At 44.9% G+C, this 26270-nt stretch carries 19 protein-coding genes; 9 read left to right on the top strand and 10 right to left on the bottom strand.

Annotated elements, in window-relative coordinates; genetic code table 11:
* Positions 1-139: 139 nt before the first annotated feature.
* The gene (mnmC, locus tag JMA39_RS08355) at positions 140-2083 is read left to right on the top strand and encodes an FAD-dependent 5-carboxymethylaminomethyl-2-thiouridine(34) oxidoreductase MnmC (protein ID WP_202721427.1); all 1944 of its coding nucleotides are present in this window, start codon (positions 140-142) and stop codon (positions 2081-2083) included.
* Between the two features lie 115 nt (positions 2084-2198).
* On the opposite strand, the gene JMA39_RS08360 is transcribed toward mnmC, so the two are convergent.
* The 6 genes from JMA39_RS08360 to prmB form a co-directional block, all read right to left on the bottom strand.
* Positions 2199-2723 carry an RNA methyltransferase gene (locus JMA39_RS08360; protein ID WP_202721428.1) on the bottom strand — a complete coding sequence of 175 codons (525 nt, stop codon included), beginning with the start codon at positions 2721-2723 and terminating at the stop codon, positions 2199-2201.
* Positions 2724-2771: 48 nt separating this feature from the next.
* Positions 2772-3041 (bottom strand): YfcL family protein, encoded by a 270-nt coding sequence (locus JMA39_RS08365; RefSeq protein WP_202721429.1) that lies wholly within the window; start codon positions 3039-3041, stop codon positions 2772-2774.
* Positions 3042-3172: 131 nt separating this feature from the next.
* Entirely contained in the window at positions 3173-4294 is a 1122-nt protein-coding gene (locus JMA39_RS08370; protein WP_202721430.1) for an ATP-NAD kinase family protein, read from the bottom strand.
* Positions 4295-4332: 38 nt separating this feature from the next.
* Positions 4333-5496 carry an MFS transporter gene (locus JMA39_RS08375; protein ID WP_202721431.1) on the bottom strand — a complete coding sequence of 388 codons (1164 nt, stop codon included), beginning with the start codon at positions 5494-5496 and terminating at the stop codon, positions 4333-4335.
* Positions 5496-6590, bottom strand: coding sequence for a chorismate synthase (gene aroC, locus JMA39_RS08380; protein WP_202721432.1), 1095 nt, complete (start codon positions 6588-6590; stop codon positions 5496-5498). The genes JMA39_RS08375 and aroC overlap by 1 nt, the downstream gene beginning before the upstream one ends.
* Positions 6591-6727: 137 nt before the next feature.
* Positions 6728-7672: a 50S ribosomal protein L3 N(5)-glutamine methyltransferase gene (gene prmB, locus JMA39_RS08385; RefSeq protein WP_202721433.1), complete on the bottom strand. Its 945-nt coding sequence runs from the start codon at positions 7670-7672 to the stop codon at positions 6728-6730.
* Between the two features lie 79 nt (positions 7673-7751).
* Here prmB and smrB point away from each other — a divergent pair, with 79 nt between their 5' ends.
* On the top strand, positions 7752-8282 hold the full coding sequence (gene smrB / locus JMA39_RS08390) for an endonuclease SmrB (protein WP_202721434.1): 531 nt from the start codon (positions 7752-7754) through the stop codon (positions 8280-8282).
* Between the two features lie 131 nt (positions 8283-8413).
* On the opposite strand, the gene sixA is transcribed toward smrB, so the two are convergent.
* Positions 8414-8884, bottom strand: coding sequence for a phosphohistidine phosphatase SixA (sixA, locus tag JMA39_RS08395; RefSeq protein WP_202721435.1), 471 nt, complete (start codon positions 8882-8884; stop codon positions 8414-8416).
* Positions 8885-9248: 364 nt separating this feature from the next.
* Between sixA and JMA39_RS08400 the strand changes: the two genes are divergently transcribed.
* From JMA39_RS08400 to JMA39_RS08410, 3 genes are all read left to right on the top strand, one after another.
* Entirely contained in the window at positions 9249-12038 is a 2790-nt protein-coding gene (locus JMA39_RS08400; RefSeq protein ID WP_202721436.1) for an insulinase family protein, read from the top strand.
* 308 nt (positions 12039-12346) lie between these two features.
* Entirely contained in the window at positions 12347-16621 is a 4275-nt protein-coding gene (locus JMA39_RS08405; protein WP_202721437.1) for an EAL domain-containing protein, read from the top strand.
* A gap of 98 nt (positions 16622-16719) precedes the next feature.
* A complete protein-coding gene (locus tag JMA39_RS08410) occupies positions 16720-18228 on the top strand; it encodes a hypothetical protein (RefSeq protein ID WP_202721438.1) in 1509 nt (502 codons plus the stop codon).
* 388 nt (positions 18229-18616) lie between these two features.
* Here JMA39_RS08410 and JMA39_RS08415 read toward each other — a convergent pair whose 3' ends face one another.
* The 3 genes from JMA39_RS08415 to fadI form a co-directional block, all read right to left on the bottom strand.
* On the bottom strand, positions 18617-18817 hold the full coding sequence (locus JMA39_RS08415) for a hypothetical protein (protein ID WP_308440738.1): 201 nt from the start codon (positions 18815-18817) through the stop codon (positions 18617-18619).
* A gap of 209 nt (positions 18818-19026) precedes the next feature.
* A complete protein-coding gene (gene fadJ / locus JMA39_RS08420; protein WP_202721439.1) occupies positions 19027-21147 on the bottom strand; it encodes a fatty acid oxidation complex subunit alpha FadJ in 2121 nt (706 codons plus the stop codon).
* 5 nt (positions 21148-21152) lie between these two features.
* Positions 21153-22463, bottom strand: coding sequence for an acetyl-CoA C-acyltransferase FadI (gene fadI / locus JMA39_RS08425; protein WP_202721440.1), 1311 nt, complete (start codon positions 22461-22463; stop codon positions 21153-21155).
* A 404-nt stretch (positions 22464-22867) separates the two neighbouring features.
* Here fadI and JMA39_RS08430 point away from each other — a divergent pair, with 404 nt between their 5' ends.
* From JMA39_RS08430 to JMA39_RS08445, 4 genes are read left to right on the top strand one after another with little or no spacing between them, the layout of a single operon-like run.
* Positions 22868-23824 (top strand): AAA family ATPase, encoded by a 957-nt coding sequence (locus tag JMA39_RS08430; RefSeq protein ID WP_202721441.1) that lies wholly within the window; start codon positions 22868-22870, stop codon positions 23822-23824.
* On the top strand, positions 23824-24753 hold the full coding sequence (locus tag JMA39_RS08435; RefSeq protein WP_202721442.1) for a DUF58 domain-containing protein: 930 nt from the start codon (positions 23824-23826) through the stop codon (positions 24751-24753). Before JMA39_RS08430 ends, JMA39_RS08435 begins: the two co-directional genes overlap by 1 nt.
* Positions 24754-25266: a DUF4381 domain-containing protein gene (locus JMA39_RS08440; protein ID WP_202721443.1), complete on the top strand. Its 513-nt coding sequence runs from the start codon at positions 24754-24756 to the stop codon at positions 25264-25266. It begins immediately after the preceding gene.
* Positions 25260-26270 carry a vWA domain-containing protein gene (locus JMA39_RS08445; protein ID WP_202721444.1) on the top strand — a complete coding sequence of 337 codons (1011 nt, stop codon included), beginning with the start codon at positions 25260-25262 and terminating at the stop codon, positions 26268-26270. Before JMA39_RS08440 ends, JMA39_RS08445 begins: the two co-directional genes overlap by 7 nt.

Here is a 26270-nt window from a genome sequence, read left to right on the forward strand (position 1 = left end):
ACACAAAAATAATGCTCATTATGAGACCTTACGTATAATCTTTGCCAAAATTTGCCCATAAAAATGTACAATTCCGAGCAACTACCGCGGATTATAAAGCATATTTGCGAGTGCTTAATTTAACATTAAAGACGTAACCATGACAGTAAGTAAAACTCTTAAGCAGATCATCGATAGCAAAACCACTCATGATGTGGTCATTGGCCAGTTAGGTTTAGGCTCTATTGCCACACTTAAACAGCTCATTACTCAAGTTGCACAGCATAAAGAGAAGCGGATTACGCTAAAAGTTGTTGCCGATATCAATGACACCTCACGCACCCGACTTGCTGATGAAGAGCTTGCGAAACTACTGTGCACTAATGAAAGCGTCTATTTAACCGCAATTACAGGCTGCCAACGAGTCATTATTGCTAGCGTTGGGCTCACCATCGACTTTTATCTCGGCCACTATCTAAACCAGCTGCAAAGCTTACCTATGGTTAGCGATGGTTTCGTCGATGGCTGGCACATTGCAAGCGATGCTGACCAAACTCAGTTAACGCAAACGCTATTTTGGCAATTAGCAAAGTTAAGTACTAATGAGGCGCAGTTGAGCCTTGATGATGAATTAACTGCAGAACTCCAGCAGCGGCTTTATGTCCAGGCCGAGCAAGTAGGGCTTTATCGCTATGATGCGGACGATGATGCTAAAGCGAGTCATAATGCACTTCGCTGCGATGATATCTGTTTTCAAGAAAGAGCCGCACTGCGCGCGCAGAGCCGAGCAGTGCAAGCGCCCTACCCCATCTGCGCGGCCCCGTTGACCACGACAGATAATGCGGTAAGCGTTAACCAAGGCATCGCCATTATTGGTGGCGGCGTCGGCAGTGCCTGTTTGGCACTATCATTAGCAGAACGAGCTCAACGAGTTACACTTTTTTGTGAAGACCATGCCTTAGCCCAAGCGGCCTCCGGTAACAAGCAGGGCGCTATCTATCCGCTGCTCACTCCAGATAACAATACCCTAAGCCAGTACTTTCAACAGGCCTATCTGTTTAGTTTACAAAGGCTGAAATCACTCGCCGCCCAAGGACACCCTATCGGTTTTGATCTTTGCGGCGTGGTGCATACAGGGCATGATGAGCGCAGTCGAAAGCGGGTAGCTAAGATTATCAATGGTCACGACTGGGATCCTAATATCGCCCAAGCGATTAATGCCGAGCAGGCCTCGAACATTGCAGGTGTGAAACTGGATGACGGCGGTATTTTTTACCCTCAAGGTGGTTGGGTGTCGCCGCAAGATTTTACCCGAGCGGCATTTACTCAAGCACAAGCCATTAGCGATGCTTCCCTTAAGCTCAATACTCAAATTACCGACATACGCTTCAAAGATGGTAGCTGGTATCTCGATAGCAACACTGAGACATTTGGCCCCTTTAAGGCACTCATTGTAGCTAACGGCAAGTCAATCACCCAGTTTTCGCAGACCCAATACCTGCAGGCCACGGGCTTTAGAGGCCAGGTCAGCCATGTCCCCTCTCGGGCCAAACTGTCGAAGCTTAGCGCAGTACTTTGCGCCCACGGTTATATGACGCCCAGCAACAACAGCTTACACTGCTTAGGCGCGAGTTACGTTAAGAACGCGGTAGATACGCATTACAGCTCCAGCGAGCAAGTGGAGAACTTACACAAAATTCAACACAGCTATGTTGGCCAAGATTGGGTGGAGGAGATCGATGTCTCCGGTCATAGCGCCCGTGTAGGTGTGCGTATGGTGACTAGAGATCACGCCCCCATGATGGGCCCGGCTCCCGATCTCGACTCAATAATGGCCTTGTATCAAGACCATCAATTAACGCCTGAGAGCCGTGTCTATTGGCAAAAGCATAATGCGCCTGTTCATCAAGGGCTGTATGTACTGGGTGGTCTTGGCTCACGCGGATTAAGCTCTGGGCCACTGGCTGCCGAGGCGCTAGCTGCACAAATTTGTGGCGAGTTAATGCCTATCAGTCGTGACTTTGTCGCGCTACTCAACCCCAATCGTATGTGGATGCGAAAACTATTAAAGGGTAAAGCACTAGAGATGATTGGAGAGAGTTAATTCTGAGATGGCCGCGGACCTTTAGGCTGCTATATTTCATGGTTCTAACAAGCTCTATGGTTAGCAAGAAATAGAAAAGCCACTCAATAGTGGCTTTTATAGGATAAGCAAGGACTCAACGTTTGACTCTAACTCGATTATTTGTGTCTCGACTGCTACGAATAAGATCATCGCTAGCGATAGAGGCCGACTTAGCGAGTCTATCGTAAAGTAACACGTTTACCGAAGCGGCAAGATTCATACAACCAACCGTCGGCACATAAACCACGGCATCGGCGTTATTAATCACTTGCTGGCTGATGGTGCCGTCTTCAGGTCCAAAGATGTAGATCGCTTTTTCAGGGTGCTCAAACTCAGGTAACGGGATCGCGCCTTCAACCAGATCGACACAGACCACTTTCACATCAGGCGCTATCGCATCGAGTAGTGACTCAACTTTCTTTAGCGGGATAGAACTACTGGCACGCTTGGTGTCAGTATTGTACTGCGCCGAACCATTACTGGCCGCCAACTCATAACGTTTACCGGTATAAAATACAGCGTCGGCGCTGTAACAGCCCACGGCGCGCATGATGCCGCCGACATTGGTTGGACTTTTCGGATTGACGAGACCAATTGCAACAAAACTACTCATACTCATAAAAGCTTAAACTCTCATCAACCTATCTATAGCGCTAAATACAAAATATTAAGCCGCTAGTTTCTCACTCAATTGTGTCCACGCATCATTAACTAATGCGTAATCAGTATCACTTAGCTCTTCTCTAGCCAGTGCTAAACACTCGGTCATCTTAGCTTCTAAGGCGCTTAGGCCCTGCTCGCTCTCAACTTCAAGCTGTGAAAGCACAACAGCAACATGGCCCTGTAGATAGCCACTTGCAAATAACGCATCATCATCACCTTCGGCAACAATGCTTTCAATCCAGTCTTGTAGTGTTTGCTCGTACTTCTCAATCATCGAGGGCTCCGCGTTATTATCGATTGAAGTGCTGTTCAATAGCCATTAGAGCCAGTCACTCCAAACATCTATTATTTTCGTAAATTAACATCACCAAGCCAAGTTTGACTACGCACTCGGTGACGAGTGTTTTATGCTAAATCCGGATTTGCAACTTGGTACATCACGTAATCGTGATAGCCCGTAATCACCTTATAATAACCCGTAAGCGCTTTATCTAATTCAGGGTCGCCACTATCCACAATTAATGGCCTGCCATCAAGTGCTTTTAGCTTTGTTTTTGTCGCCAGTATAACAATATTATCTTTGCCGACTCGCGTGATGAGTTCAGGGCTAAGCTGCTGATTACCTCTTCCTAAAACGTGCCCTTGGCCGCCAATTAGGGTGATAAACAACTTTAGTGCTTTGTTTTCAGTGAGCTGTAATAACTTATTGGCACAAAGGTCACTCGCTACCAGTGCCTCATCTTGAATAAGGTCGACCCCTAGCAAGGTGTTTTCAAGTCCTAACTCGCTCATAACTGCAGCAACAGTGCTGCCCGAGCCCATGATGCACAGATTATCTTCCATCTGTTCAATCGCTTCAGCGGCGATATCGGCAAGTACCAGTTCATCACTCTCTTTGCCGCCCATCTTTACCGCTTGTACATATCGAGGTTCGGCAGGTACCAGCATTTCACCAAAGCGCTTAGCACGTACCACCCCTGTTCGAAATGCCACTTCATCGATATCCATCACATCGGCGCTCATCAAGCTGACTAAATCACCATCGAGCAACATTTTTACCACCATGCCCGAAGCGTGGGGCGTGATGCCATAGACGCCTGAGTGAATTTTCACGCCAGCAGGAACACCTAATACTGGCAGCTTATCATCGGCGATAGCGTACACATCCCGTGCGGTACCATCACCACCCGCAAATAACAGCAGATCGAGTGTCTCATTTAACAGCTCTGTCACCACTTTTTGAGTGTCTTGCGCCTGGGTTTGCTGCGGCGCTTGGTAAACAACGCGAGTGTTAAAGCCCATCTGCTTAGCCAGCGTCTCACCCATATTGCCTGATGCCGTGATCACTTCGATACGCGCTTTATAAGGTTCAATCACAGCGAGAGCCTGTTGCATTCTAAGGTGCGCTTTGGGTACTGCACCTTTGGCAATGGCCTCCGCAGCCACGCCATCACTGCCCTTTAAAGCGACACTGCCCCCAAGGCCTGCAAGTGGATTGATGATCAAACCTAGACGAAACTTCCCCACAATGATGACTCCATTTTTACGCTGTAGGTTAATACCCATTAAGCGGCATGCGCTTCGGGTTTAGGAATAAATAACACGGCTAGCATGGACACAAATGCGCAAGCTGCGGCAAAGAGCCAAGCCGACACGGCGCCAGAACCGTTCCCCCAAATAATGCCACATAACCAAGTCCCTAACGCGCCCCCCACACCAAAGCTTAAACTGGCATATAGTGCCTGGCCTTGACTACGTCGGCTTACATCGAAGTGTTTATGAATAAACTGAATCGATGCAGCATGAGTTAGGCCGAAGGTGAAGGCATGCAATATCTGACTGATGCTAAGATAAACTATGTTTTCAACGCCGTATGCCAGTAATAGCCAGCGAACGGCGGTTAAACCTATGCTCACGATCAGCAAAAGCTGCACCCCAAAGCGGCCGAGCAATTTTGGCGCATACATAAACATGACGATTTCAGCCATGACGCCCAGTGCAACAAAGATCCCCGCTGCGGCCTCGGTATAACCCGCTTGCTTCAAGTAAAGTACGAAGAAGCCATAAAAAGGACCGGCACTCATCTGCAGTAACATCGCCGAGATCAAAAACCAGATTAAGGCTCTATCGAAGACTATAGGCTTACGCTTTTGGGTTTTATCGACAACCGCGCGGTTAGAGGGCAGTGGCAACGCACTGACTAGCATACCGATAAACAATGACATACCGATATAAGGCAGGATCTGCGGTCCAAAGTGCCCGATAGCAAAGCCGCCGCCAACCACCAGCACGATATAACCGATACTGCCCCAGCTTCTAATCGCACCATATCGATTGGCATCGTCACCTAAAGTTTCAAGAGTAATCACTTCAAGTTGCGCCAATATGGCATTCCAGAAAAAGGTATACACAGCGAGACTAATGGCAAGATAGGTTAAGCTGCCATCATAGAAGAAGGTCAGATAACTTAACGCTGCGGCACCAGCGCCAATTTTAATCAACTCCGAGCGCATGCCCGTTCTATCGGCAACGATTGCCCATAGATTAGGCGCGATGATCCGGGTAGCCATTAGAATGGCGAGTAGGAAGCCTATCTCTTCGGCGTTAAAACCCCGACTGTCAAAAAAGACCCCAAGATAAGGCACCATGATGCCTAGGATTGAAAAGAAAAAGAAATAACAGGCACAGAGCCAGCGAAGTTGCTGCTCTGTGCTTTTGGGTTGAAACATTAACGCATTCCGATAATAGGTGTACTGCTATTCACATCCATATTTTGTGCACGGTGGCGTAATAGGTGATCCATCAGCACGATAGCCAACATGGCTTCGGCAATCGGTACCGCTCGAATACCCACACAAGGATCGTGACGCCCTTTGGTGACAACTTCTGCAACTTCGCCTTGGGCATTCATGCTTTCACCCGGTACGCTGATGCTTGAAGTCGGCTTCATCGCAATATGAGCAACGATTGGCTGACCCGAAGAGATCCCGCCTAAAATGCCACCAGCATGGTTTGATGCAAAACCTTCTGGTGACATCAAGTCTCGATGTTCAGACCCTTTTTGATTCACCACCTCAAAACCATCACCAATCTCAACACCTTTAACGGCATTAATGCCCATTAGTGCATGAGCAATATCGGCATCTAAGCGGTCAAATACTGGCTCACCGAGTCCCACTGGTACACCCGTTGCGACAACGGAGACTTTAGCACCAATCGAGTCTCCACTCTTCTTAAGCTCACGCATATAATCGTCTAATGAATCTAACTTTGATGCATCAGGGAAAAAGAAAGGATTTTGCTCAATCTGCTCAAAATCGACAGTTTCGGCTGCAATGGGCCCAAGCTGTGACAGATAGGCATGAATTTCAACACCATGCACTTGTTTTAAATACTTCTTAGCGACAGCACCAGCGGCGACTCGCATTGCGGTTTCACGAGCCGATGAACGTCCACCACCGCGATAATCGCGCTGTCCGTACTTTTGCTGATAGGTGTAGTCGGCGTGTCCAGGACGGAACAGATCTTTAATATTGGAGTAGTCTTTGCTGCGCTGGTCGGTATTTTCAATCAATAAACCGATTGAGGTGCCTGTAGTTTGCCCTTCAAATACACCAGAAAGAATACGCACTTCATCAGGCTCACGACGAGCCGTTGTATAACGAGAGGTCCCCGGACGACGACGGTCTAGGTCATGCTGCATATCCGCTTCAGTCAACTCAACCCCAGGAGGGCATCCGTCGATAATACAGCCGATGGCGACACCGTGACTCTCACCGAATGTTGTTACTACGAAATTTTGACCAATACTGTTTCCCGACATCCGCTTTTTCGCCCTCTATCTCTTTATTCTAGTTATCATTTACCCGCGCTTTGTCGGTAAATTCCTTTTTAATATCAATCACAATGTAGGAGTACTGATTGATATAAAGCCGCAGGCAAGCCTGCAGCTAGGATCTATTATTCACTATCTTTATAGATGGCGAAAAGTGATTCATTTTCAACTAGCTGATCGCGAGTTAGTACAAATACACCGTCACCGCCATTCTCGAACTCAATCCAAGTAAATGGTACATCAGGGAATTGCTCACTCAATTGAACCATTGAGTTACCCACTTCAACCACTAACAGTCCATCTTCGGTCATGTAATCGGCAGCATTGGCTAGAATACGCTTAGTTAAATCTAAGCCATCACGACCCGACCCTAAACCGATCTCTGGTTCGTGATGATATTCATCTGGCATATCAGCAATATCTTCAGCATCCACATAAGGCGGGTTCGATACGATTAAATCGTAATGCGGCCCTTTGGGAATCGCCGAGAATAGATCTGACTCCATCGGGAATACTCTATCCATCACCTCAAGCGTTTCGATGTTGATCTGTGCAACTTCTAATGCATCGACGCTGATATCTAAGGCATCGACCTCTGCATCTTCAAATTCGTAAGCACAGGCAATTGCAATACAACCGCTACCGGTACATAGATCCAGTACACGGTTAACAGGCTTGTTATATAGCCAAGGACTAAAACGATTAGCAATAAGCTCGGCTATTGGCGAGCGAGGAACAAGAACACGTTCGTCGACATAGAACTCAAGCCCAGCAAACTGCGCCTTATTGGTAAGATAAGGTACAGGCAAGCGCTCTCTTACACGGCGAATAATAAGCTCAACAATCTTGTGCTTTTCACTGCTGGTTAAATTAGAGTGAATAACTTGCTGACCAATTTCTTCCGGCAGATGCAAGGCATGAAATACTAACGCAATCGCTTCGTCCCACGCGTTATCTGTACCATGGCCATAGTAAATATTTGCATCATTAAAACGACTGACGCCCCAACGTAGCATATCGCCAATAGTACGTAATTCTGTTACCGCTTCATCAACAAAAATCTTATCCAAAATTCACTCCAACTTTTTAATTCCGACTCATTGTAACTGAACTCTATTCATATGGCATCGGATTCAATAAAATAGAGTGATGAATAAAAGCAAAGATAAAGACGATTTGGCCCTTTTTGCAGAGCTGACTAAAGGCATAAAACCTTTTCAGCAAAATAAGCGCCATTTCATAGCGGCTCCTAAGGACCGAAAAATCATTGAAGAGAAAGAGCAACAGCTGCATGCAGATTGTTATTTCTCTGACACCTACCAGCCTCTTTTGCCCGTAAATGGGCCGATGAAGTGGGCCCGTGATGATGTGGATAACCATGAGGTTAAACGCTTACGCCGTGGAGACTACGTGCCTGACCTATTGCTAGATATGCATGGTATGCGTCAAACAGAAGCGAAACTCGAGCTTGCGGCGTTGATCCAAGCTTGTATTAAGCAGCAAAGCCATTGCTGCTGCGTGATGCATGGGCATGGAACGGGGATATTAAAACAAAATATTCCTATGTGGTTAGTGCAACATCCTCATGTTAAAGCCTTTCATCAAGCCACTAAAGAATGGGGTAGCGATGCGGCGCTGTTAGTATTGATAGACATTGGTGATCAGCCCTATCGCCGTTAATGCCCTTAGATAATCGTTAAAAAACTCAAACCAAAAATTAAAATAACAGGCCTTAAAGCAAAAAAGTGAGTCATTACTGACTCACTTTTTTCATATCTAAGTTAGAAAACTCTCTAGCAGTTGAGTTCAAACTAACTAATAGAATGTGGTGCATGTTGCCAAACCAGAGTGTTTCTTTCATTCACTCTTTCAATCAAGGTCACTCCAGATGTTGCAAACAGTGGCGGTTCAATGCCTGGCACTAATTCACTAACAAGGTAACCTAACAGCGGCATATGTGCGATCACTAACACATTCTTAGCCTGATACTGCTCAGCATACGCAAGCACGAGATCGGCGACGCGACCTGGATCTCCCGCAGGAACTAGCTCATCTAACGTGATCCACTTATGAGGTTCTGGGAAGTGCTTACTGACTTCTTGCCAGCTTTGCTGGGCTCTTAAATAGGGACTTACCAGTACCAAGTCAAATTCCTTGATAGTAAGCCCTAACCAATTACTCATCAAAGCGGTGTGATGACGGCCGGTATCTGTAAGGGTACGCTCTCTATCGGAGTGAGCATTATAACCCGCTTCACCGTGACGCATTAAAAATAGCTGCATACTGCGTGGCTACTCCCAATTCTTTATTGTTATTATTTAATTGTAGTCCGATTCTAATCGCCAACATACCGTTATTTCATCAATAATTAGTCGAATAGATCGATAACGACTAAAATATTTCATAAACGCGATGTGAAACCCTACTCGAAACCTTACTCAAAACTGCGACAAATTTAATCAATATGTCGTTAATTTGACTGATGGCGACAGTTGTATTTGAAGATAAGTAAAAATGATGGCAAGTTAAGCAATAAAGGTTAACTATCTTTTTTCTCAATTAGTTAACTGTACAGATTGTGCCGCATAAGCGCATAAATTTAGCTGAGCTAACCCATTTGCTCATTAGTGAAATTGGAGTCACTCTTTGTCGAAAGCTACCCAGATAAAAACCAGCCCAAACGACCACCGATTATACCGCCATATCACCATTGAGAATGGCCTATCGGTACTGCTGGTTGAAGATCGAGAAGCGAGTCAAGCCGCAGCATCTATGGCGGTGGCTGTCGGGCATTTTGACGATCCAGTTTCCCGTCCTGGTATGGCTCATTTTCTGGAACACATGCTGTTTCTAGGTACCGAAAAGTACCCCGACTCAGGTGAGTACTCGGCCTTTATCAATCAGCATGGCGGCACGAATAACGCGTGGACAGGTACCGAACATACTAACTTTTTTTACAGTATTAATGCCGAGCAATTTGAAGCGTCATTAGATCGCTTTAGCCAATTTTTTATCGCTCCTCTATTTAACATCGATCTGGTTGACCGAGAACGGCAAGCCATTGAATCAGAATTTAGTATGAAGCTAAAGGACGATATCCGCCGAGTTTACCAAGTGCAGAAGGAAACTGTTAACCCTAAGCACCCTTTCTCTAAGTTTTCTGTAGGCAACCTAAAGACTCTAGCTGGCGATGAAAGCGAACTAAGAGATGAGCTACTTAGCTTTTACCGCGGTAAATACAGCGCTAATGTGATGACATTGTCTCTTGTTGCACCGCAATCATTAGATGAGCTGGAACGATTAGCTAGACAGTTTTTCAGCGAAATTGACGGAAAAGCGATAAGAAGTCGCTACCCTGACGTACCTCTCTACCTACCTGAGCTGCTGCAAACTCAGATCAATATCGTGCCACTTAAAGAACAGAAGCGCGTTGCAATCACCTTCGCTCTCCCCGCTCTGGAGTCATTTTATTCCCATAAACCTCTCACCTTTATCAGCCATTTATTAGGTTATGAGGGTAAAGGTAGCCTGCTCTCCTACTTAAAAGAGTTAGGGCTCGCCAATAACCTCTCTGCAGGAGGGGGGGTCAATGGTTATAACTTCAAAGACTATAACATTAGCATTCAACTCACTGACCGCGGCCTAGCCGAGTTAGATACAGTAGTTGAGGCAACATTTGAGTACATTGAACTGATCCGCCTTCAAGGCTTAGAGTCTTGGCGTTACGATGAAAGAGCTGCACTACTCAGAGTCGCATTTCAATATCAGGAGCAGGTCAACTCTTTGGACTTAGCCAGTCATTTAAGTATTAACATGCACCACTATCAAATAGAGGATGTGATTTATGGCGATTACCGTATGGATGGCCTTAGAGTTGAAGAGACCAAGCAGTTACTCGCACTGATGACACCACAAAATATGCGATTACAGTTAGTTGCCTGTGAACTCGACACCAATAAACAAGCCGCTTGGTATCATTCGCCCTATCAAATCAAAGCGATTGACCCCGAGAGTATTGCTCTATGGTCAAAACCCTGTGTACGTAAAGAACTGAGCCTACCGCCAAAGAACCCATTTATTAATGATGAGTGTGTTGCTCGCTCCGAAAAAAGCGCCACCAAGGTACCCGTTGTTGTTGCACAAAAGCCTGGGTACCGGATCTGGCATAGAAAAGACGATGAGTTTAATGTTCCTAAGGGGCACCTATATCTGTCTCTAGATTCAGCCCAAGCTGCCGCCTCACCAAGACATGCGGCATTAACCCGTTTATACGTTGAGATGTTGCTCGATTACCTGACCGAGTACACCTATCAAGCGGAAGTTGCAGGCTTAAGTTATAACATTTACCCACATCAAGGGGGGATCACACTTCATTTAACGGGATTTACAGGTAAGCAGGAAACATTGCTTGAGCTAATTATCGCTAAAGCGAGAGAGCGCAATTTCACCCAAGCTCGCTTCGACCTGATTAAGCGCCAAATATTGCGTGCTTGGTACAATCAATCTCAGGCTAAGCCCATCTCCCAACTATTTACTAGCTTGACGGTAACCCTGCAAAAACGCAGTTTTGAACCAGCAAGAATGGCAGAGTTACTCGAAGAGATCACCCTCGATGATCTGCACGCTCATGTCAAAAGTTTCTATGAGAAAATCCACCTTGAGGGACTCGTTTATGGTGATTGGTTAGAGGGGGAAGCTAAAACACTGGGTAGACGTCTAGAAGGTATTTTGTCTTTGGTAACTAAGCCGAGCCAAGAGTCATCTCGAGAACTAATAGACCTATCTGGCAAAGGAACCTTGCTACGTGAGATCCCTGTGTCTCACCAAGATAGTAGCATCATCGTCTATTATCAATCCGATGTCACAAGCCCAGAGAGCATGGCACTACTAAGCCTACTCAACCACACCATGTCATCGACCTTCTTTCATGAACTACGTACTCAGCGCCAACTCGGCTATATGGTCGGTACGGGATACCTACCATTAAATCGTTATCCCGGCATTATTTTTTACATTCAATCTCCAACCTCTGGTCCACAATTATTGCTAGAAGCTATCGATGAGTTTATTGCAGACTTCGCCTACGCAATCTTACAGCTTACCAATCAGCAGTGGGAGTCAACCAAACACGGACTCATTAACCAGATCATGGTAAAAGATTCGAGCCTAAAAACCAGAAGCCAACGCTACTGGTCAAGCATAGGTAATAAAGACTACCAGTTTAACCAAAAAGAATTAGTCGCAGAGCAAATAAAGTTACTTACCCGAGCCGACCTTATTAAGTTCATCATGCAGAAAATGCGTACTAAACACTGTGATCGCCTTGTTTTATTCAGTACTGGTGAGTCACATCAAGACCAAGTACCTTTAGAATCAGACAAAATGATCACCGATCTACGCGCTTTCAAACAGGATGCAGAGCAATTCGACTATTAGCTGTGAAATTGGTGAATTAACTAGGAAAAGTAACAAAATGGCGTACATCTGTCAGTGAAAGTCGCTTTATCTCTATTTAGAAGCAAATGACACGAATACAGTGTATTAAACTGAAAGTCATGCAAGTATCAAAACAATAGACCAAGGTAGGCAAATTTAAAAGCTAAAGCAGCAGCGATAAACATAAGATAATAATGATTATCAGCTACAATTAGCCCCAAGGCTTTTGACAATGTCGTCACTTTCTGAAAAAGTGTGAATAACAATGAGTTGCCTGACAATATTGGCTGATTATTAGACTAAAAAATATGCCTAAAATTTTTACAACATTAGCGATGACCCTTCTTTTTGCCATATTATGGGTAAATCCAGCATCAGCTTTAACGTTAAACTCCATCTCTTTAGGTGTTTCCGACGGCTTATCACAGAGTAACGTTACCTCTATTGTTGAAGACGCCGACGGCTATATCTGGATAGGTACAGTCAACGGACTGAACCGTTATGACGGCAAAGAGTTTCGCCACTACTTCCCCTCAGCAGAACATGCTCTGCCTAGCGCATTCATTCGCAGCCTGTTTATCAGCGATAATGGCAACATGTATATAGGTACTGATAAGGGGCTGGCCGTTTATGATCGAGATAAAGATAGAATCATTTCGTCGACACAACTGGAGTTAAATTTAAATAAACCAATATGGTCAATATTTAAAAACAAGGGCAATCTTTATTTAGGCACTGAAGATTCTATATATGTCGTCACCAAAAATAAGAAGTCAAAACTCAAAATAATTAACTCTTACAGAGGTGACTTTCGAGGGGTTAAAGATATCGCATTCATAGATGACGATATTTTCATTAGGAATTATTTAGGCGATGTAATTAAAACATCCAATATAGAAGAAGTGATTTTAAAAAATGTTCATTCTATGCTCCAAGAAGGAAATGCGTTAACACTCTTCACTGATGACGGAACATACAAGTACAAAAATAATATTGCAAAAAAGGTAAATAATCATATTTACTCCAGTATAACAAAGTCTGGTGATAGTTATTTAGCCATGTCTACAACTGCTATCTACCTATTTAACAACTTTAACTCTACCACCATTAGCGGCTATCTTAGCTCTCCCTTACAAAACATTGAGTACGCAAAGATTAGTCGGGGGAAAAATAAGACTTTCATTTCAAATCAAGATAATGGATTCCTGATAATTGATGATAGTAGGAACCTTGTAAAAACAAAAAAAATAAAAGGCGGTAACGTTTGGTCCATTTCCAAGGCAAACGACTCAGACATTATAATCACTAATGACACCCAGACCATAAGTATTTATGACTCAAACCTGTCACTCATAGAGGAATACAATTCAAATATTACCGGGCCTAAATCAGTCTCAATGCTTAATGGAAAAATCTACTTAGCAAGTACGGAAGGCTTTGTTTCTATAGACAGTAACGATAAAGTAACCAATATATTAGATGGAACTTACTTCGTAACCAAAACCCATAGCGATAATGAAAGCATTATCATAGGTTCAAACTTTGGTGATGTGATAGTTTACAATACCAGAACAAAGAAACATATAACTCATACGGTAGACTCGAACAATCCAATATTTGAAATAAAAGAGTATAAAGACAATATATTTGTAGCAACCCAAGGAGGGTTATTTACAGTACATAAAAGAAAGGTGAAAACACTATACAACAAACAATTAGTTGCCAGTATTGACATAGTGGATGATAAGTTATTCTTTGGCACTGGAAAAGGTATTAACACGTACAACCTAAACACTGGAGAAGTTGAAGAGATTTACTCTAATAACAAACCAGCGTTCTCAATGATAAGCAGCAAACAAAACCTCATTGTTTCATCACTAAATGAACTTATTGTTATAAATAAAAAAAATGGAAGCAATTTCATTATAAATAATGAGTTCGGCATACAAGATGAATATAATATTCACGCAATTTTAAAAGCAGAGAATAGAGTATTAATCGGTGGAATTACCGGAATTAGTGTAATAGACACAAACAGACTAGAAACCTACTTAACAACGAGTAAGGCTCCACAAACCATCTTAGAAGATTTATTAGTATTTAACATCCGAGAAGAAACTGATGGAAAGGTCTTAAGTAAACAGCTTTCAAGAACTAACTCTATTAAATTAAAGTATTCAGACTATCCTTTTACAATTACGTTTAGTAGTCCCAGTAGCTCTTTCAAACAGATTAACTATGCATACAAAATGCAGGGGCTATCTGATGCCTATATTCATTCTAAAGGAACCGACTCAGCCACATACACTAACTTATCGCCAGGTGACTATCGATTCTCTATCTATGCCATCGATCCTGTCACAGGTAAGCATGGGCCAACACGAAACTTAGACATAGAGATCACTCCTCCATGGTGGCTATCCAGTGCTGCAAAGCTGGTTTATCTTCTATTCTCACTATTCATTTCGGTATTAGTGATAAAAACCATATTGCGCCGCAGAGAAATTCAGAAGCAGATAGCTAAGAGCGAAGAGCGCCTAAAACTTTCCCTGTGGGGCAGCGGCGATGAGATGTGGGACTGGGATATTGAAACAGGCCAAATCTACCGCTCCAACATCTGGGGCTCGCTAGAGTTTCCACAAGATGGTCAGCGCTCCGGTGGCAAGGGAGAAGAGAGTAATATCCACCCAATGGATCAAGAGCGCGTTCGTGAGGCATTGAATAAGCATTTTTACGGCGAAACTGACCATTTTGAAGCTACCTACCGAGTGAAAGGTAAGGCCAATGAATGGGTGTGGATCTTAGACAGAGCAAAAATTGTTGAGCGTGATGAGCATGACAACGCCGTTCGAATGACGGGTACCATTAAGAACATCAGTAACTTTAAACAAGCCGAGGAACAGTTAAGGCTATTTGAACGAGCTATTCAGAATATTTCTGAAGGCATGTTTATTCTCGATAGAGATTTTAAATTTGTAGAGGTCAACGAGGCCTGCTGTGACTTAGCCATGCTCAGTAAAGAAGAGTTTATTGGCAGTTTGTTCAATTTTGATCTTTATCCTGATAGCTATTCAGAACAGATCCGCGCAATACTCAAGCAGCAAGGGCGCTGGAGTAATGAGGTGGAATCGGCACGGGGTAACGGTACAAGTTTCTTAATGGAGCTCTCTATCGATGCGATTTACGATGAGCAAGGCGAACTGTCACATTATGTCGGTGTTTTCTCCGATGTGAGTCGCCGTAAGCAGCAAGAGGAGGAGCTCAGAAAACTCACCAACAATGATCTGCTAACCAACCTGCCTAACCGCTCTAACTTAATGGTGACGCTGGGTAACCTAGTCAAACGAGACTCGCACCATACACTAATGGTACTGGACTTAGATAACTTTAAAAAAATCAATGACTCACTAGGCCACCAGGTGGGTGATGAGCTGCTAATTAAAGTCTCTGAACGGATCCAGGTCGCAGTGCCTAACCACACCAGTATCTATCGTTTAGGCGGCGATGAGTTTGCAATTCTAGTCGATAAAAATCCCGATATTGGTACCAGCGCCGTTATTGCCAAGAATGTCATTCATGCCTTTGAAACACCATTTGAACTCACTAACGAGAAAGTGGTCGTGGGCTTAAGTATTGGTATCGTGTTATACCCTGAAGATGATCAGAATGAGCAGGCCCTATTACGAAAAGCCGATATTGCCATGTATCACGCCAAATCAGCTGGCGGTAATCGCTATCAATTCTACTCGGAATCACTTAACAAAAACGCCATCCGCCAGTTAGAAGTGGAAAACCTGATCCGAGAAGGTCTTAAAGACGACCTATTTGAGGTCTATTATCAGCCTAAGGTGGATCTGAAGTCAGGACAGATGGCAGGTATGGAGGCATTAGTGCGTTTAAACCATCCGGAACATGGCCTCATTCCGCCAAATAAATTTATTCCACTGGCTGAAGAGAATGGTCTCATTGTGGAGATTGGTGATGTTGTACTTAAAAAAGCGTGCTTTGCTGCGCAGAAATGGCGCTCACAAGGGTTATTTAACGGCAGAGTCGCCGTCAATTTATCGTCGAAGCAGTTTGCCTTACCCGATTTACACCAGCGTATAGAGTCAATTTTACAACTCACTCAACTACCTGCGGCTAACTTAGAGCTTGAGATCACCGAGGGCACGGTAATTAAAGAGCCAGAAAAAGCCATTAAAGTCATGCAACAACTGACTCAGATGGGTGTCAGCCTAGCACTCGATGACTTTGGAACCGGTTACTCTTCACTCTCTTATTTGAAGCGCTTCCCTATCCATACACTAAAGATTGATAAGGCCTTCGTTGACGACATCGACAAATCTGATCGCGACCTTAAAATGGTCGACTCGATCATCACTATCGCCCATAACATGGGGCTTTCCGTTGTCGGGGAAGGTGTCGAGGAAGCGTCTCAACTCAGCATATTGCGCGCATTAAAGTGTGAAGAGATCCAAGGCTACATATTTAGTAAAGCCGTGACCGAACCCGAGTTCACCAAGCTGCTACAGGATGACACAAAAGCGAAACATGACACACTAAAGCCAACAAAAAGAGGCTAAAAACAAAAACACTGCCAACTTTGGCACAACAACTGCAACTACCTTCTCATAAGTCAAAAATATTACTTTATATTTAATACTCTATGAGAAGGTACAAAATGAAAACAATAATTAAAGGATTAGTTACTACAGTTGCATTGGCGTGCTCAGTTTCAGCGGCTGCATCTCAAAACAGCCTAGAAGTCCCTGCTTACCAGACCTCTCCTATCTCAGAAGCTGTTTACAAAGTCCTTTTCACTGGTATTCCACATATTAAATATGAGCCACTACAAACGGCTGGCTTCCCGAATATTAAATATAAGCCAATGCAAACCGCTGGTTTCCCGAATATTAAATATAAGCCAATGCAAACCGCTGGCTTCCCACATATTAAATATGAGCCAATGCAAACCGCAGGTTTCCCGAACATTAAGTATGAGCCAATGCAAACCGCAGGTTTCCCGAACATTAAGTATGAGCCACTGCAAACGGCTGGTTTCCCAAACATTAAGTATGAGCCAATGCAAACCGCGGGTTTCCCGAACATTAAGTATGAGCCAATGCAAACCGCAGGCTTCCCGAACATTAAGTATGAGCCAATGCAAACCGCAGGCTTCCCGAACATTAAGTATGAGCCAATGCAAACCGCTGGCTTCCCGAATATTAAATATAAACCAATGCTAACCGCAGGCTTTCCGAATATTAAGTATGAGCCACTGCAAACCGCTGGTTTCCCGAACATTAAGTATGAGCCAATGCAAACCGCGGGTTTCCCGAACATTAAATATAAACCAATGCTAACCGCGGGGTTCCCGAACATTAAGTATGAGCCACTGCAAACCGCGGGTTTCCCGAACATTAAGTATGAGCCAATGCAAACTGCGGGTTTCCCAAACATTAAGTATGAGCCACTGCAAACCGCTGGTTTCCCAAACATTAAGTATGAGCCAATGCAAACCGCGGGTTTCCCGAACATTAAGTATGAGCCAATGCAAACCGCTGGTTTCCCGAATATTAAATACGAGCCAATGCAAACTGCGGGTTTCCCAAACATTAAGTATGAGCCACTGCAAACCGCTGGTTTCCCAAACATTAAGTATGAGCCAATGCAAACCGCGGGTTTCCCGAACATTAAGTATGAGCCAATGCAAACCGCTGGTTTCCCGAATATTAAATACGAGCCAATGCAAACTGCGGGTTTCCCAAACATTAAGTATGAGCCACTGCAAACCGCTGGTTTCCCAAACATTAAGTATGAGCCAATGCAAACCGCGGGTTTCCCGAACATTAAGTATGAGCCAATGCAAACCGCTGGTTTCCCGAATATTAAATACGAGCCACTGCAAACCGCGGGTTTCCCGAATATTAAATACGAGCCACTGCAAACCGCGGGTTTCCCAAACATTAAGTATGAGCCACTGCAAACCGCGGGTTTCTCAAACATTAAATACGAGCCACTGCAAACCGCGGGTTTCCCGAATATTAAATATAAACCAATGCAAACCGCTGGTTTCCCGAACATTAAGTATGAGCCAATGCAAACCGCGGGTTTCCCGAATATTAAATACGAGCCAATGCAAACTGCAGGTTTTCCAAATATTAAGTATATCAACCAAGCAACGGCTTAATTTGAGGTAATGACTATGTTCGATTCTCTAAAGAAAATGCTTGGTTTAGCACAACCGACTCGTAAGAAAGTGCAACTGCCTGAAGGGCTAGATCGTTTAGAAGTTATTCCAGCCAAAGGTTGGTGGAATTAAGTTAAGACATCAAGATGTCTAGGAGTATGATTATGTTTGATTCATTAATGAAAGCACTTGGATTAGCAAAGCCTGCTCGTAAGAAGGTTCAATTGCCAGATGGCCTGAATCACTTAGAAGTTATCCCAGCCAAAGGTTGGTGGAGCTAGTCTTGCTCACTGGCTAAAGTTCAAATAATAAAGGCTTTAGCTTAAATAACAAAAAAGGAGCACAGGCTCCTTTTTTGTTATCTTTATAAAGCTGGCGCTCAGATTCGTTATAGAATGATGGTGATCCCCTGTTTTCCCATAGCCTTACGGTAAGCAAGCTGTTTATGGGAATTAAACAGAGGATAGGCAGCAGGGCCAAACAGTGTGCCAGCAATAGCCCAACGCTTTACTGGTAAGCCAGACTTAAATGCTGCATTACCTATAGAGTAACCTGAGTATACTAATACCAACGTAATAGCGAATATCACTTATCTACACCCCACTTCAAATAAGTCAGCCACTTTAGGCACTAGTCAAATAAGCAGGACATTATATAGCCTAAACGAAGTAAATAGAACGTTTTATAGGCAGTAAATAACCAGTAAACAAAAGAAAAGCGGCACCATGTTGCCGCTTTGTTAAATTACATATTCTTCACGACCTTCTAAGCTAGAAGGTATAAAGCTTGTCTTGAGCTTTAGCTAAAGAATCTAGTCCCATCGATAGACATTTGCTTTAACGTATCAGCAGGCTCAAATCGACTGCCGTAACGCGCTTGATAGGACTCTAAAATCTTAACCAAATTATCGGCGCCAAGCGTGTCGATATAATGGAAGGGACCACCAAGGAAAGGTGGAAAACCAATACCGAAGATTGCGCCAATATCCCCATCTCTAGGGCAAGCGATAATCTTCTCCTCAAGGCAGCGTACCGCTTCATTTAGCATCTGCACCACGCAGCGCTGAGCCACTTCAGCAGCCTCGGTATCGACACCTGGCTTTAGCCCAAGAACGCTATAAACGGTTTGATCCACCTCTTTGGTTTTCTTCTTGCCACCATAGACATAAAAACCTTTACCATTCTTACGCCCCTTTCTATCATCGGCTAGAAGCTTATCGAATGCGGCTGGCGCCTTGAAACGCTCACCTAGCTCTGACTCTAAGATGGGTGAAATTTTAGCGCCAACATCAATACCGACCTCATCGAGTAGCGTCATTGGGCCGACAGGAAAACCAAATTTCACTAATGCCTTATCAAGATGTTCAACGCTCTGCCCTTCTAATAGAAGCTGCGCTGCTTCATTCATGTATAGAGCTAAGATGCGGTTAACGTAAAACCCAGCGCCATCTTGTACAACAATCGGGGTTTTGCCCTGTTTCTTGGCAAATGCCACGGTCGTGGCAATGGTTTCAGCCGAGGTTTTCTCGTGAGCAATCACTTCTACCAAAGGCATCTTCTCTACAGGTGAGAAATAGTGCAGACCAATAACATTCTCAGGTCGGCTAGCCGCCTGAGCAATCTGTCCAATAGGTAAAGAGGAGGTATTTGAGGCAAAAATAGTATGTTCACCGCATTCACGCTCAACATCTTTAACCATCTGATGTTTCAGAGATAGGTCTTCAAAAACCGCTTCTACCACGATATCGGCATCTTTAATGCCTTTATACTCAGTCGTTGTGGTCATCAGCGCCATTAAATTGTCACGAACCGCGGGCGTCATGTGACGGCGTTTAACCCCCTTGTCCAGTAATTTGTATGCATAAGACAGCGCATTGCTTAAGCCTGTTTCGCTGATATCTTTTACCCGCGCAGGGATCTTGGCTTTCGTCGTAGTAACAGAGGCAATTCCTCCGCCCATTAAGCCACCACCTAATACCATGACCTTATTAATATCGCGAGGCTTAACATCACCAGCACCGGTTTCTTTCTTCATCTCTGTTGTAGCAAAGAAAATACTGCGTAGCGATTCTGACTCCTTAGACATCACCAAGTCAGCAAAATGGCTCGCTTCAACCTCAAGCCCTTTCTCCATCCCCTTAGTCATACCTTGGCGAACACAGTCGATGATCTTGGCTGGTGCGGGATAGTTACCTTGGGTCTTTTTCGCAACCTGCTTGCCCGCTTGGTCAAAAATAATATTACGGCCAGCACTGGTGCCTTCTAGCAACTTGTTAATTAAAGACTGTTTCTTTTTCTTTGCCGGACGCTTGCCCGCTAATGCCATTTCAACTGCGGTGCGCAGTAAAATCGACTCAGGCACGGCATCATCGACCAAGCCCATCCTTAATGCTTGTTTAGGACGAAGCTGTTTACCAGTTAACATCATATCTAGTGCGGTGGTTACGCCGACTAAACGAGGCAAACGTTGAGTTCCGCCGCCGCCAGGTAGTAAGCCTAGCTGTACTTCAGGTACACCCATCATAGTTTTAGGATTAAGCGAACACACCCGCTTATGACAGGCTAGCGCAAGTTCTAAACCACCACCTAAACAGGCACCATTAATTGCTGCAACCACAGGAATGGATAAACTTTCTAACTCGTTAAATACCACGTGCCCTTGCTGTGACAATAGTTTGGCATCGGCGGCGGTTTCGCAAGCATCGAGCATGGAGATATCGGCACCAGCAACAAAAGAGTCTTTTTTCCCTGAGACCAAAACAAGACCTTTGATACTCGCATCCGCCTTAATTTCAGAAAGAACTTCACTGATCTCTGGGCCAAACTCACTACGGAGTGTGTTCATAGTTTCGCCCGGTACATCCATAGTCAGAACGGCAATACCATCTTCTCGGCGAGATAAATTAAATGTCTTTTCCATAAGAGTTACTCCACTTCCACAATCATTGCAGCACCTAAACCACCCGCAGCACATGCTGTTGCGAGACCCGTACCACCACCGCGGCGTTTAAGTTCATGACACACTTGAGTCACCAAACGCGTACCTGTTGCGGCAAACGGGTGACCATAGGCCAATGAGCCGCCAAGCACATTGAATTTACTCATGTCGATTTCACCAATGGCGCGATTGCGGCCCAGTTTCTCTTCAGCGAATTTTTTCGAGCCAAACATCTGCATGTTCGCTAATGTTTGTGCAGCGAATGCTTCATGCATCTCAATCAAGGTTAAGTCTTCCAGCTCCATCCCTGCACGCTTAAGTGCTAAAGGCGTCGCATAGGATGGCCCCATCAACATATCTTCCCAGACATCGATGGCTGTGAATGCGTAACTCTTAATATAACCAATTGGTGTGTAACCGAGGGCTTTTGCTCTACCTTCACTCATTAAGAGCACCGCCGATGCGCCGTCGGTTAACGGTGTGCTATTTGCGGCAGTAACAGAGCCATGTTTGCGGTCAAAAGCTGGACGCAATTTTGCGTAAGACTCTAGTTTAGAGTTCTCACGAATATTGTTATCACGGTCAATAAAGGCTTTATAAGGCGGAACATGGGCAACCATCACCTCTTCAGCAAGCTTTCCGGCATTCCAAGTTTCAGTAGCGAGTGTATGTGAACGATGCGCTAAGGCATCTTGGTCTGCACGGCTGATATTGTAGGTCTTCGCCATCTGCTCGGCAGTTTGCCCCATAGATAGACCCGTTGAGTACTCGGCTACAGCAGGTGGAACCGGCAACAGATCTTTAAGACCTAGGCGGCGAAAAATCGCAAGTCTCTGCCCAAAGCTTCGGGCTTTATTAAGGTCAACTAATGCATGGGCTAATTTCTTAGAAACACCGATAGGTAGCACTGATGAAGAGTCAGCGCCGCCCGCTATACCGATATCAAGATTTCCCGTCATGATAGATTCGGCCACATTCACCGTAGACTGAAAGCTAGTCGCACAAGCGCGGGTAACACTGTAAGCATCGGTGCTCACGTCCATGCCCGTACCCAGTACGATTTCGCGAGCTATATTAGGTGCTGCTGGCATCTGTACAACCTGACCATAAACAAGCTGCTCAATCTCTTTAGGATCCAGCTCAGAGCGAGCAAGCAGTTCATTGACGACCATCTTGCCCATGTCTAATGCCGACACGCCATGAAACGCGGTGGCTTGCTTAGCAAATGGTGTACGTAATCCCGAAACAATGGCGATACGTTCGCCTCTCGCATTCGTCACCTGTTGTCTATCACTCATTTTTCGCCCTCTTATTCTGCATTGCGAACTTAACGTTGCACGCTTTCTTATATCCTTGGGAAACCTATTTATCTTAAATCAGACAGGTCTGACCATCAAAGTGTGATCTGATTCTAACTTCTTACAGGAAAGTTTTAAACACTTGTTTGTTTTTTTGTCAGCAATATATAAAAAAGCTGTTTATTAACAAACCTTAATGAATCAAATTTCAATTTTCATTGTCTACGAACTTACTCACTTACCAATGTAAGTAACCATAACGACAAATTAGCGTAGCCCTATCGTCCTCTGTATAAGAGTGACTTATTTGCATTAAGCAAAATTGGCACTAGCCAAACCCTAAGGGAATTTTTTAATATGTCGTTGGTCTATATTTCACTAACTTAAATAAACCGAGTAGCATCATGCCTTTGAGTCGATTTCACGCATTACGCGAATACTTAAACACTGTCATTTTAGGACAGCCTATACTCACCGAGAATCTACTGATTGCATTAATTGCCGATGGTCACCTGTTAGTTGAAGGCCCGCCAGGTCTTGCTAAGACCCGTGCGGTAAAAGCCCTTTGTGATGGCGTTGAAGGCGATTTTCACCGTATCCAGTTCACGCCAGATCTGCTACCAGCCGACTTAACTGGTACCGATATTTACCGTGCGCAAACGGCGACCTTTGAATTTGAAGCGGGTCCTATTTTCCATAACCTTATTTTGGCCGATGAGATTAACCGCGCCCCGGCAAAGGTGCAGTCGGCTCTATTGGAGGCGATGGCTGAAGGGCAAGTTACTGTAGGTAAACACAGCTATCAGCTACCAGAACTGTTTTTAGTTATGGCCACACAAAACCCACTTGAAAATGAAGGTACCTACCCATTACCAGAAGCGCAGCTAGACCGTTTCTTAATGCACTTAAACCTTGATTATCCCAGTGCTGAGACCGAGTTTCAGATCATGAGGATGTCACGCAACGAAGCGCTTAAGCAAGAATTGCCACAGGTAGAGCCTATCATTCAAGGGGATATTTTTGCCGCTCGAGAGCATGCGCTGCAGATCTACCTTGCTGAGCCATTAGAAAAATATATCGTCGATATTATTATGGCTACCCGCAAGCCACAAGCTTATAGCCAAGAGCTAGCAAGCTGGCTGGAATATGGCGTCAGTCCGCGTGCAACCTTATCTCTTGAGCGTTGCGCTCGTGCCCGTGCTTACCTATATGAGCGTGACTTTGTTTCGCCTGAAGATATTCAAGCGGTGGCACCTAACGTACTGCGTCATCGTTTGCTATTGAGTTATCAAGCACAAGCCGATGGTGTCAGTGCCGATGATGTGATCAACCATATCCTTTCTCAAGTTGCGGTCCCTTAATGGTCAATTCTGAGCTGCCGTTGTTTAGCGACGGCATTAATATTACGGAAAAAGAGTTACTGGCCTGTCAGAGCCTTGCCAAAGCCTTGCCAGAAAAAAGAACCAAGGCCAAAGCAAGTCTTGCAGGACACCGTGCCAGCCTGATAAAAGGCCGCGGCATGGAGTTTGCCGAAGTACGTCACTACCAAAGTGGCGATGATGTGCGCACCATTGACTGGCGTGTCACGGCAAGAACCGGAATAGCCCATACCAAACTGTTTGTCGAAGAGCGAGAGCGCCCGGTATTGCTGCTGCTCGATCTCAGTCATAGTCTCTATTTTGGCTCAAGCTTAATGTTGCAGTCGGTGCAAGCTGCTCATCTCGCAACGACCCTAGGTTGGAGCGCTATTTTACATGGCGACCGTCTCGGGGCATTAATTGCAACTGAGCAGGAGCACATAGAGCTAAAACCCCGAAGTCGGCAACAAGGCATATTGCAGGTGATCTCTGCAATAAAGAATCTGCACGCAAGACAGTTACAAAATATCGCTGAGCAGCGTCCTGAACCAGAACATCTGCTCAAAGCCTGTCAGCGTCTACGCCGTCTCGCCAAACCGGGCTCACTGATATGGATCATCTCTGATGGCAGTAACTTCACTCCAAACTGCTTAGCCGCACTATCGGATCTGAAACGTCATTGTGATTTAGGCGCCTTTTTGATCACCGATCCGCTGCGTCAAGGACAGCTTGAGCTACCTAAGCATTTTCAACTTCCGGTGCGAGAAGCTGGCAAAGAGCGGATTATCGACAGAGATAGTTACGAGCAGTGGCTGACGAATCAGCTACATCAGCAGAACCAATTTATTGAAATGATGCAAAAACTTAATGTTCAAACCCGCGTAGTCGATGCAGGGCTCCGACTTAATCAACAGTTAGAGGCATTACGATAGATGAGCAATTCGGTCAATCCTGCGCTTGCCACTATGCAAGACATTCAAACGCCAGCTGAAATAGGCCTTTGGCCTCTAGCCTATGGCTATTGGATAAGCCTGTTTGTGGCCATTGCAGTTATCACTTTACTTATCATCTGGCTGAGAAAACACCGTAAAGCTGGCGCAGTTAAACGCGCAGCACTCAAAGAGCTCGCTATGTTAGACCAAAACCATCAGCAGTTTGCCGTTGAGGTGAGTAGCCTACTCAAGCGAGCCGCTATAAGTTATGGCTCACGCGAACAGGTGGCGCAATTAACTGGCAGCGATTGGTACAAATGGCTAAACGCGCAAGTAAAAGCACCGCAAGATGAACTGTGTAAGCTGTTAGCACTGCGCTTTCAAAAAGCGCAACTCACCGAAGATGAGAAGCAAGCACTTAGACTCCACGCCCAAAGCTGGTTAAAAGCGGCGCTTCCACTAAGAAAAGTCGATCAAATGAGTAAAAAAACGAGTGAGGTCAGTCAATGTTAACCCTCGCCTGGCCCTTTTTATTACTGTTACTGCCTTTGCCGCTGATTTTTAGAAAAAAACAGCAGCAACAACCAATGGGCGGACATCTACTTTTACCTGGAGCAAGTTTACCCGGTCAAATTGTCACGACCGAGAAAGCTCGACAGAGCAAAAAGCGTTACTGGCTAGTTTGGTGCTTACTGGTATTAGCCTGCGCCCGCCCACTTTGGGTTGGTGAACCGATTGAACTACCTAGTAAAGGCCGTGACCTAATGCTATCGGTCGATCTCTCCGGGAGCATGCAAATTGAGGATATGGTAATCGATGGTAAAGTCGTCGATCGCTTCACCCTTATCCAACATGTGATCAGTGACTTTATTGAACGCAGAAAAGGCGATCGTATCGGGCTTATTCTTTTTGCCGATCACGCCTATCTACAATCCCCGCTAACCCAAGACAGACGTACGGTAGCGCAATACTTAAAAGAGGCGCAGATTGGACTTGTAGGTAAGCAGACCGCAATTGGTGAAGCTATCGCCCTTGGCGTTAAACGCTTTGATAAAGTTGAGCAGAGTAATCGAGTATTGATTCTGCTCACCGATGGCTCCAACAATGCCGGCGCCATTTCCCCAGAACAAGCCACGAAGATTGCTGCTCAAAGGGGCGTTACTATCTACACCATAGGTGTGGGTGCCGATGTTATGGAGCGCAGAACCCTATTTGGTAAAGAGAGGGTTAATCCATCAATGGATCTAGATGAGTCTCAGCTGCAACAGATAGCGAAAGATACCGGTGGTCAGTACTTTAGAGCTCGAAATACTGAAGAGTTAGAGCAGATCTATCAAGTGATAGACACCTTAGAGCCTGTCAGTCGTGATCAACTCAGTTATCGTCCGCAGTCTGAGCTGTTTTACTGGCCACTGGCATTAGCTCTACTGGCATCAATGGTTAGCGCATTGACCTATATTACGGCATTTAGATCTAGCTTTAGATCTAAGTCACAATTTGCAAAAGGAGGACGTTAA

It is taken from the genome of Shewanella schlegeliana (genome assembly GCF_016765635.1).
GTDB lineage: Bacteria > Pseudomonadota > Gammaproteobacteria > Enterobacterales > Shewanellaceae > Shewanella > Shewanella schlegeliana.

Bases quoted from the DNA above. Each gene is read 5' to 3' on its own strand.
- mnmC (WP_202721427.1), top strand. From the start codon at position 140: ATGACAGTAAGTAAAACTCTTAAGCAGATCATCGATAGCAAAACCACT.
- JMA39_RS08360 (WP_202721428.1), bottom strand. From the start codon at position 2,723: ATGAGTATGAGTAGTTTTGTTGCAATTGGTCTCGTCAATCCGAAAAGT.
- JMA39_RS08365 (WP_202721429.1), bottom strand. From the start codon at position 3,041: ATGATTGAGAAGTACGAGCAAACACTACAAGACTGGATTGAAAGCATT.
- JMA39_RS08375 (WP_202721431.1), bottom strand. From the start codon at position 5,496: ATGTTTCAACCCAAAAGCACAGAGCAGCAACTTCGCTGGCTCTGTGCC.
- aroC (WP_202721432.1), bottom strand. From the start codon at position 6,590: ATGTCGGGAAACAGTATTGGTCAAAATTTCGTAGTAACAACATTCGGT.
- smrB (WP_202721434.1), top strand. From the start codon at position 7,752: ATGAATAAAAGCAAAGATAAAGACGATTTGGCCCTTTTTGCAGAGCTG.
- sixA (WP_202721435.1), bottom strand. From the start codon at position 8,884: ATGCAGCTATTTTTAATGCGTCACGGTGAAGCGGGTTATAATGCTCAC.
- JMA39_RS08405 (WP_202721437.1), top strand. From the start codon at position 12,347: ATGCCTAAAATTTTTACAACATTAGCGATGACCCTTCTTTTTGCCATA.
- JMA39_RS08410 (WP_202721438.1), top strand. From the start codon at position 16,720: ATGAAAACAATAATTAAAGGATTAGTTACTACAGTTGCATTGGCGTGC.
- fadJ (WP_202721439.1), bottom strand. From the start codon at position 21,147: ATGGAAAAGACATTTAATTTATCTCGCCGAGAAGATGGTATTGCCGTT.
- fadI (WP_202721440.1), bottom strand. From the start codon at position 22,463: ATGAGTGATAGACAACAGGTGACGAATGCGAGAGGCGAACGTATCGCC.
- JMA39_RS08430 (WP_202721441.1), top strand. From the start codon at position 22,868: ATGCCTTTGAGTCGATTTCACGCATTACGCGAATACTTAAACACTGTC.
- JMA39_RS08435 (WP_202721442.1), top strand. From the start codon at position 23,824: ATGGTCAATTCTGAGCTGCCGTTGTTTAGCGACGGCATTAATATTACG.
- JMA39_RS08440 (WP_202721443.1), top strand. From the start codon at position 24,754: ATGAGCAATTCGGTCAATCCTGCGCTTGCCACTATGCAAGACATTCAA.
- JMA39_RS08445 (WP_202721444.1), top strand. From the start codon at position 25,260: ATGTTAACCCTCGCCTGGCCCTTTTTATTACTGTTACTGCCTTTGCCG.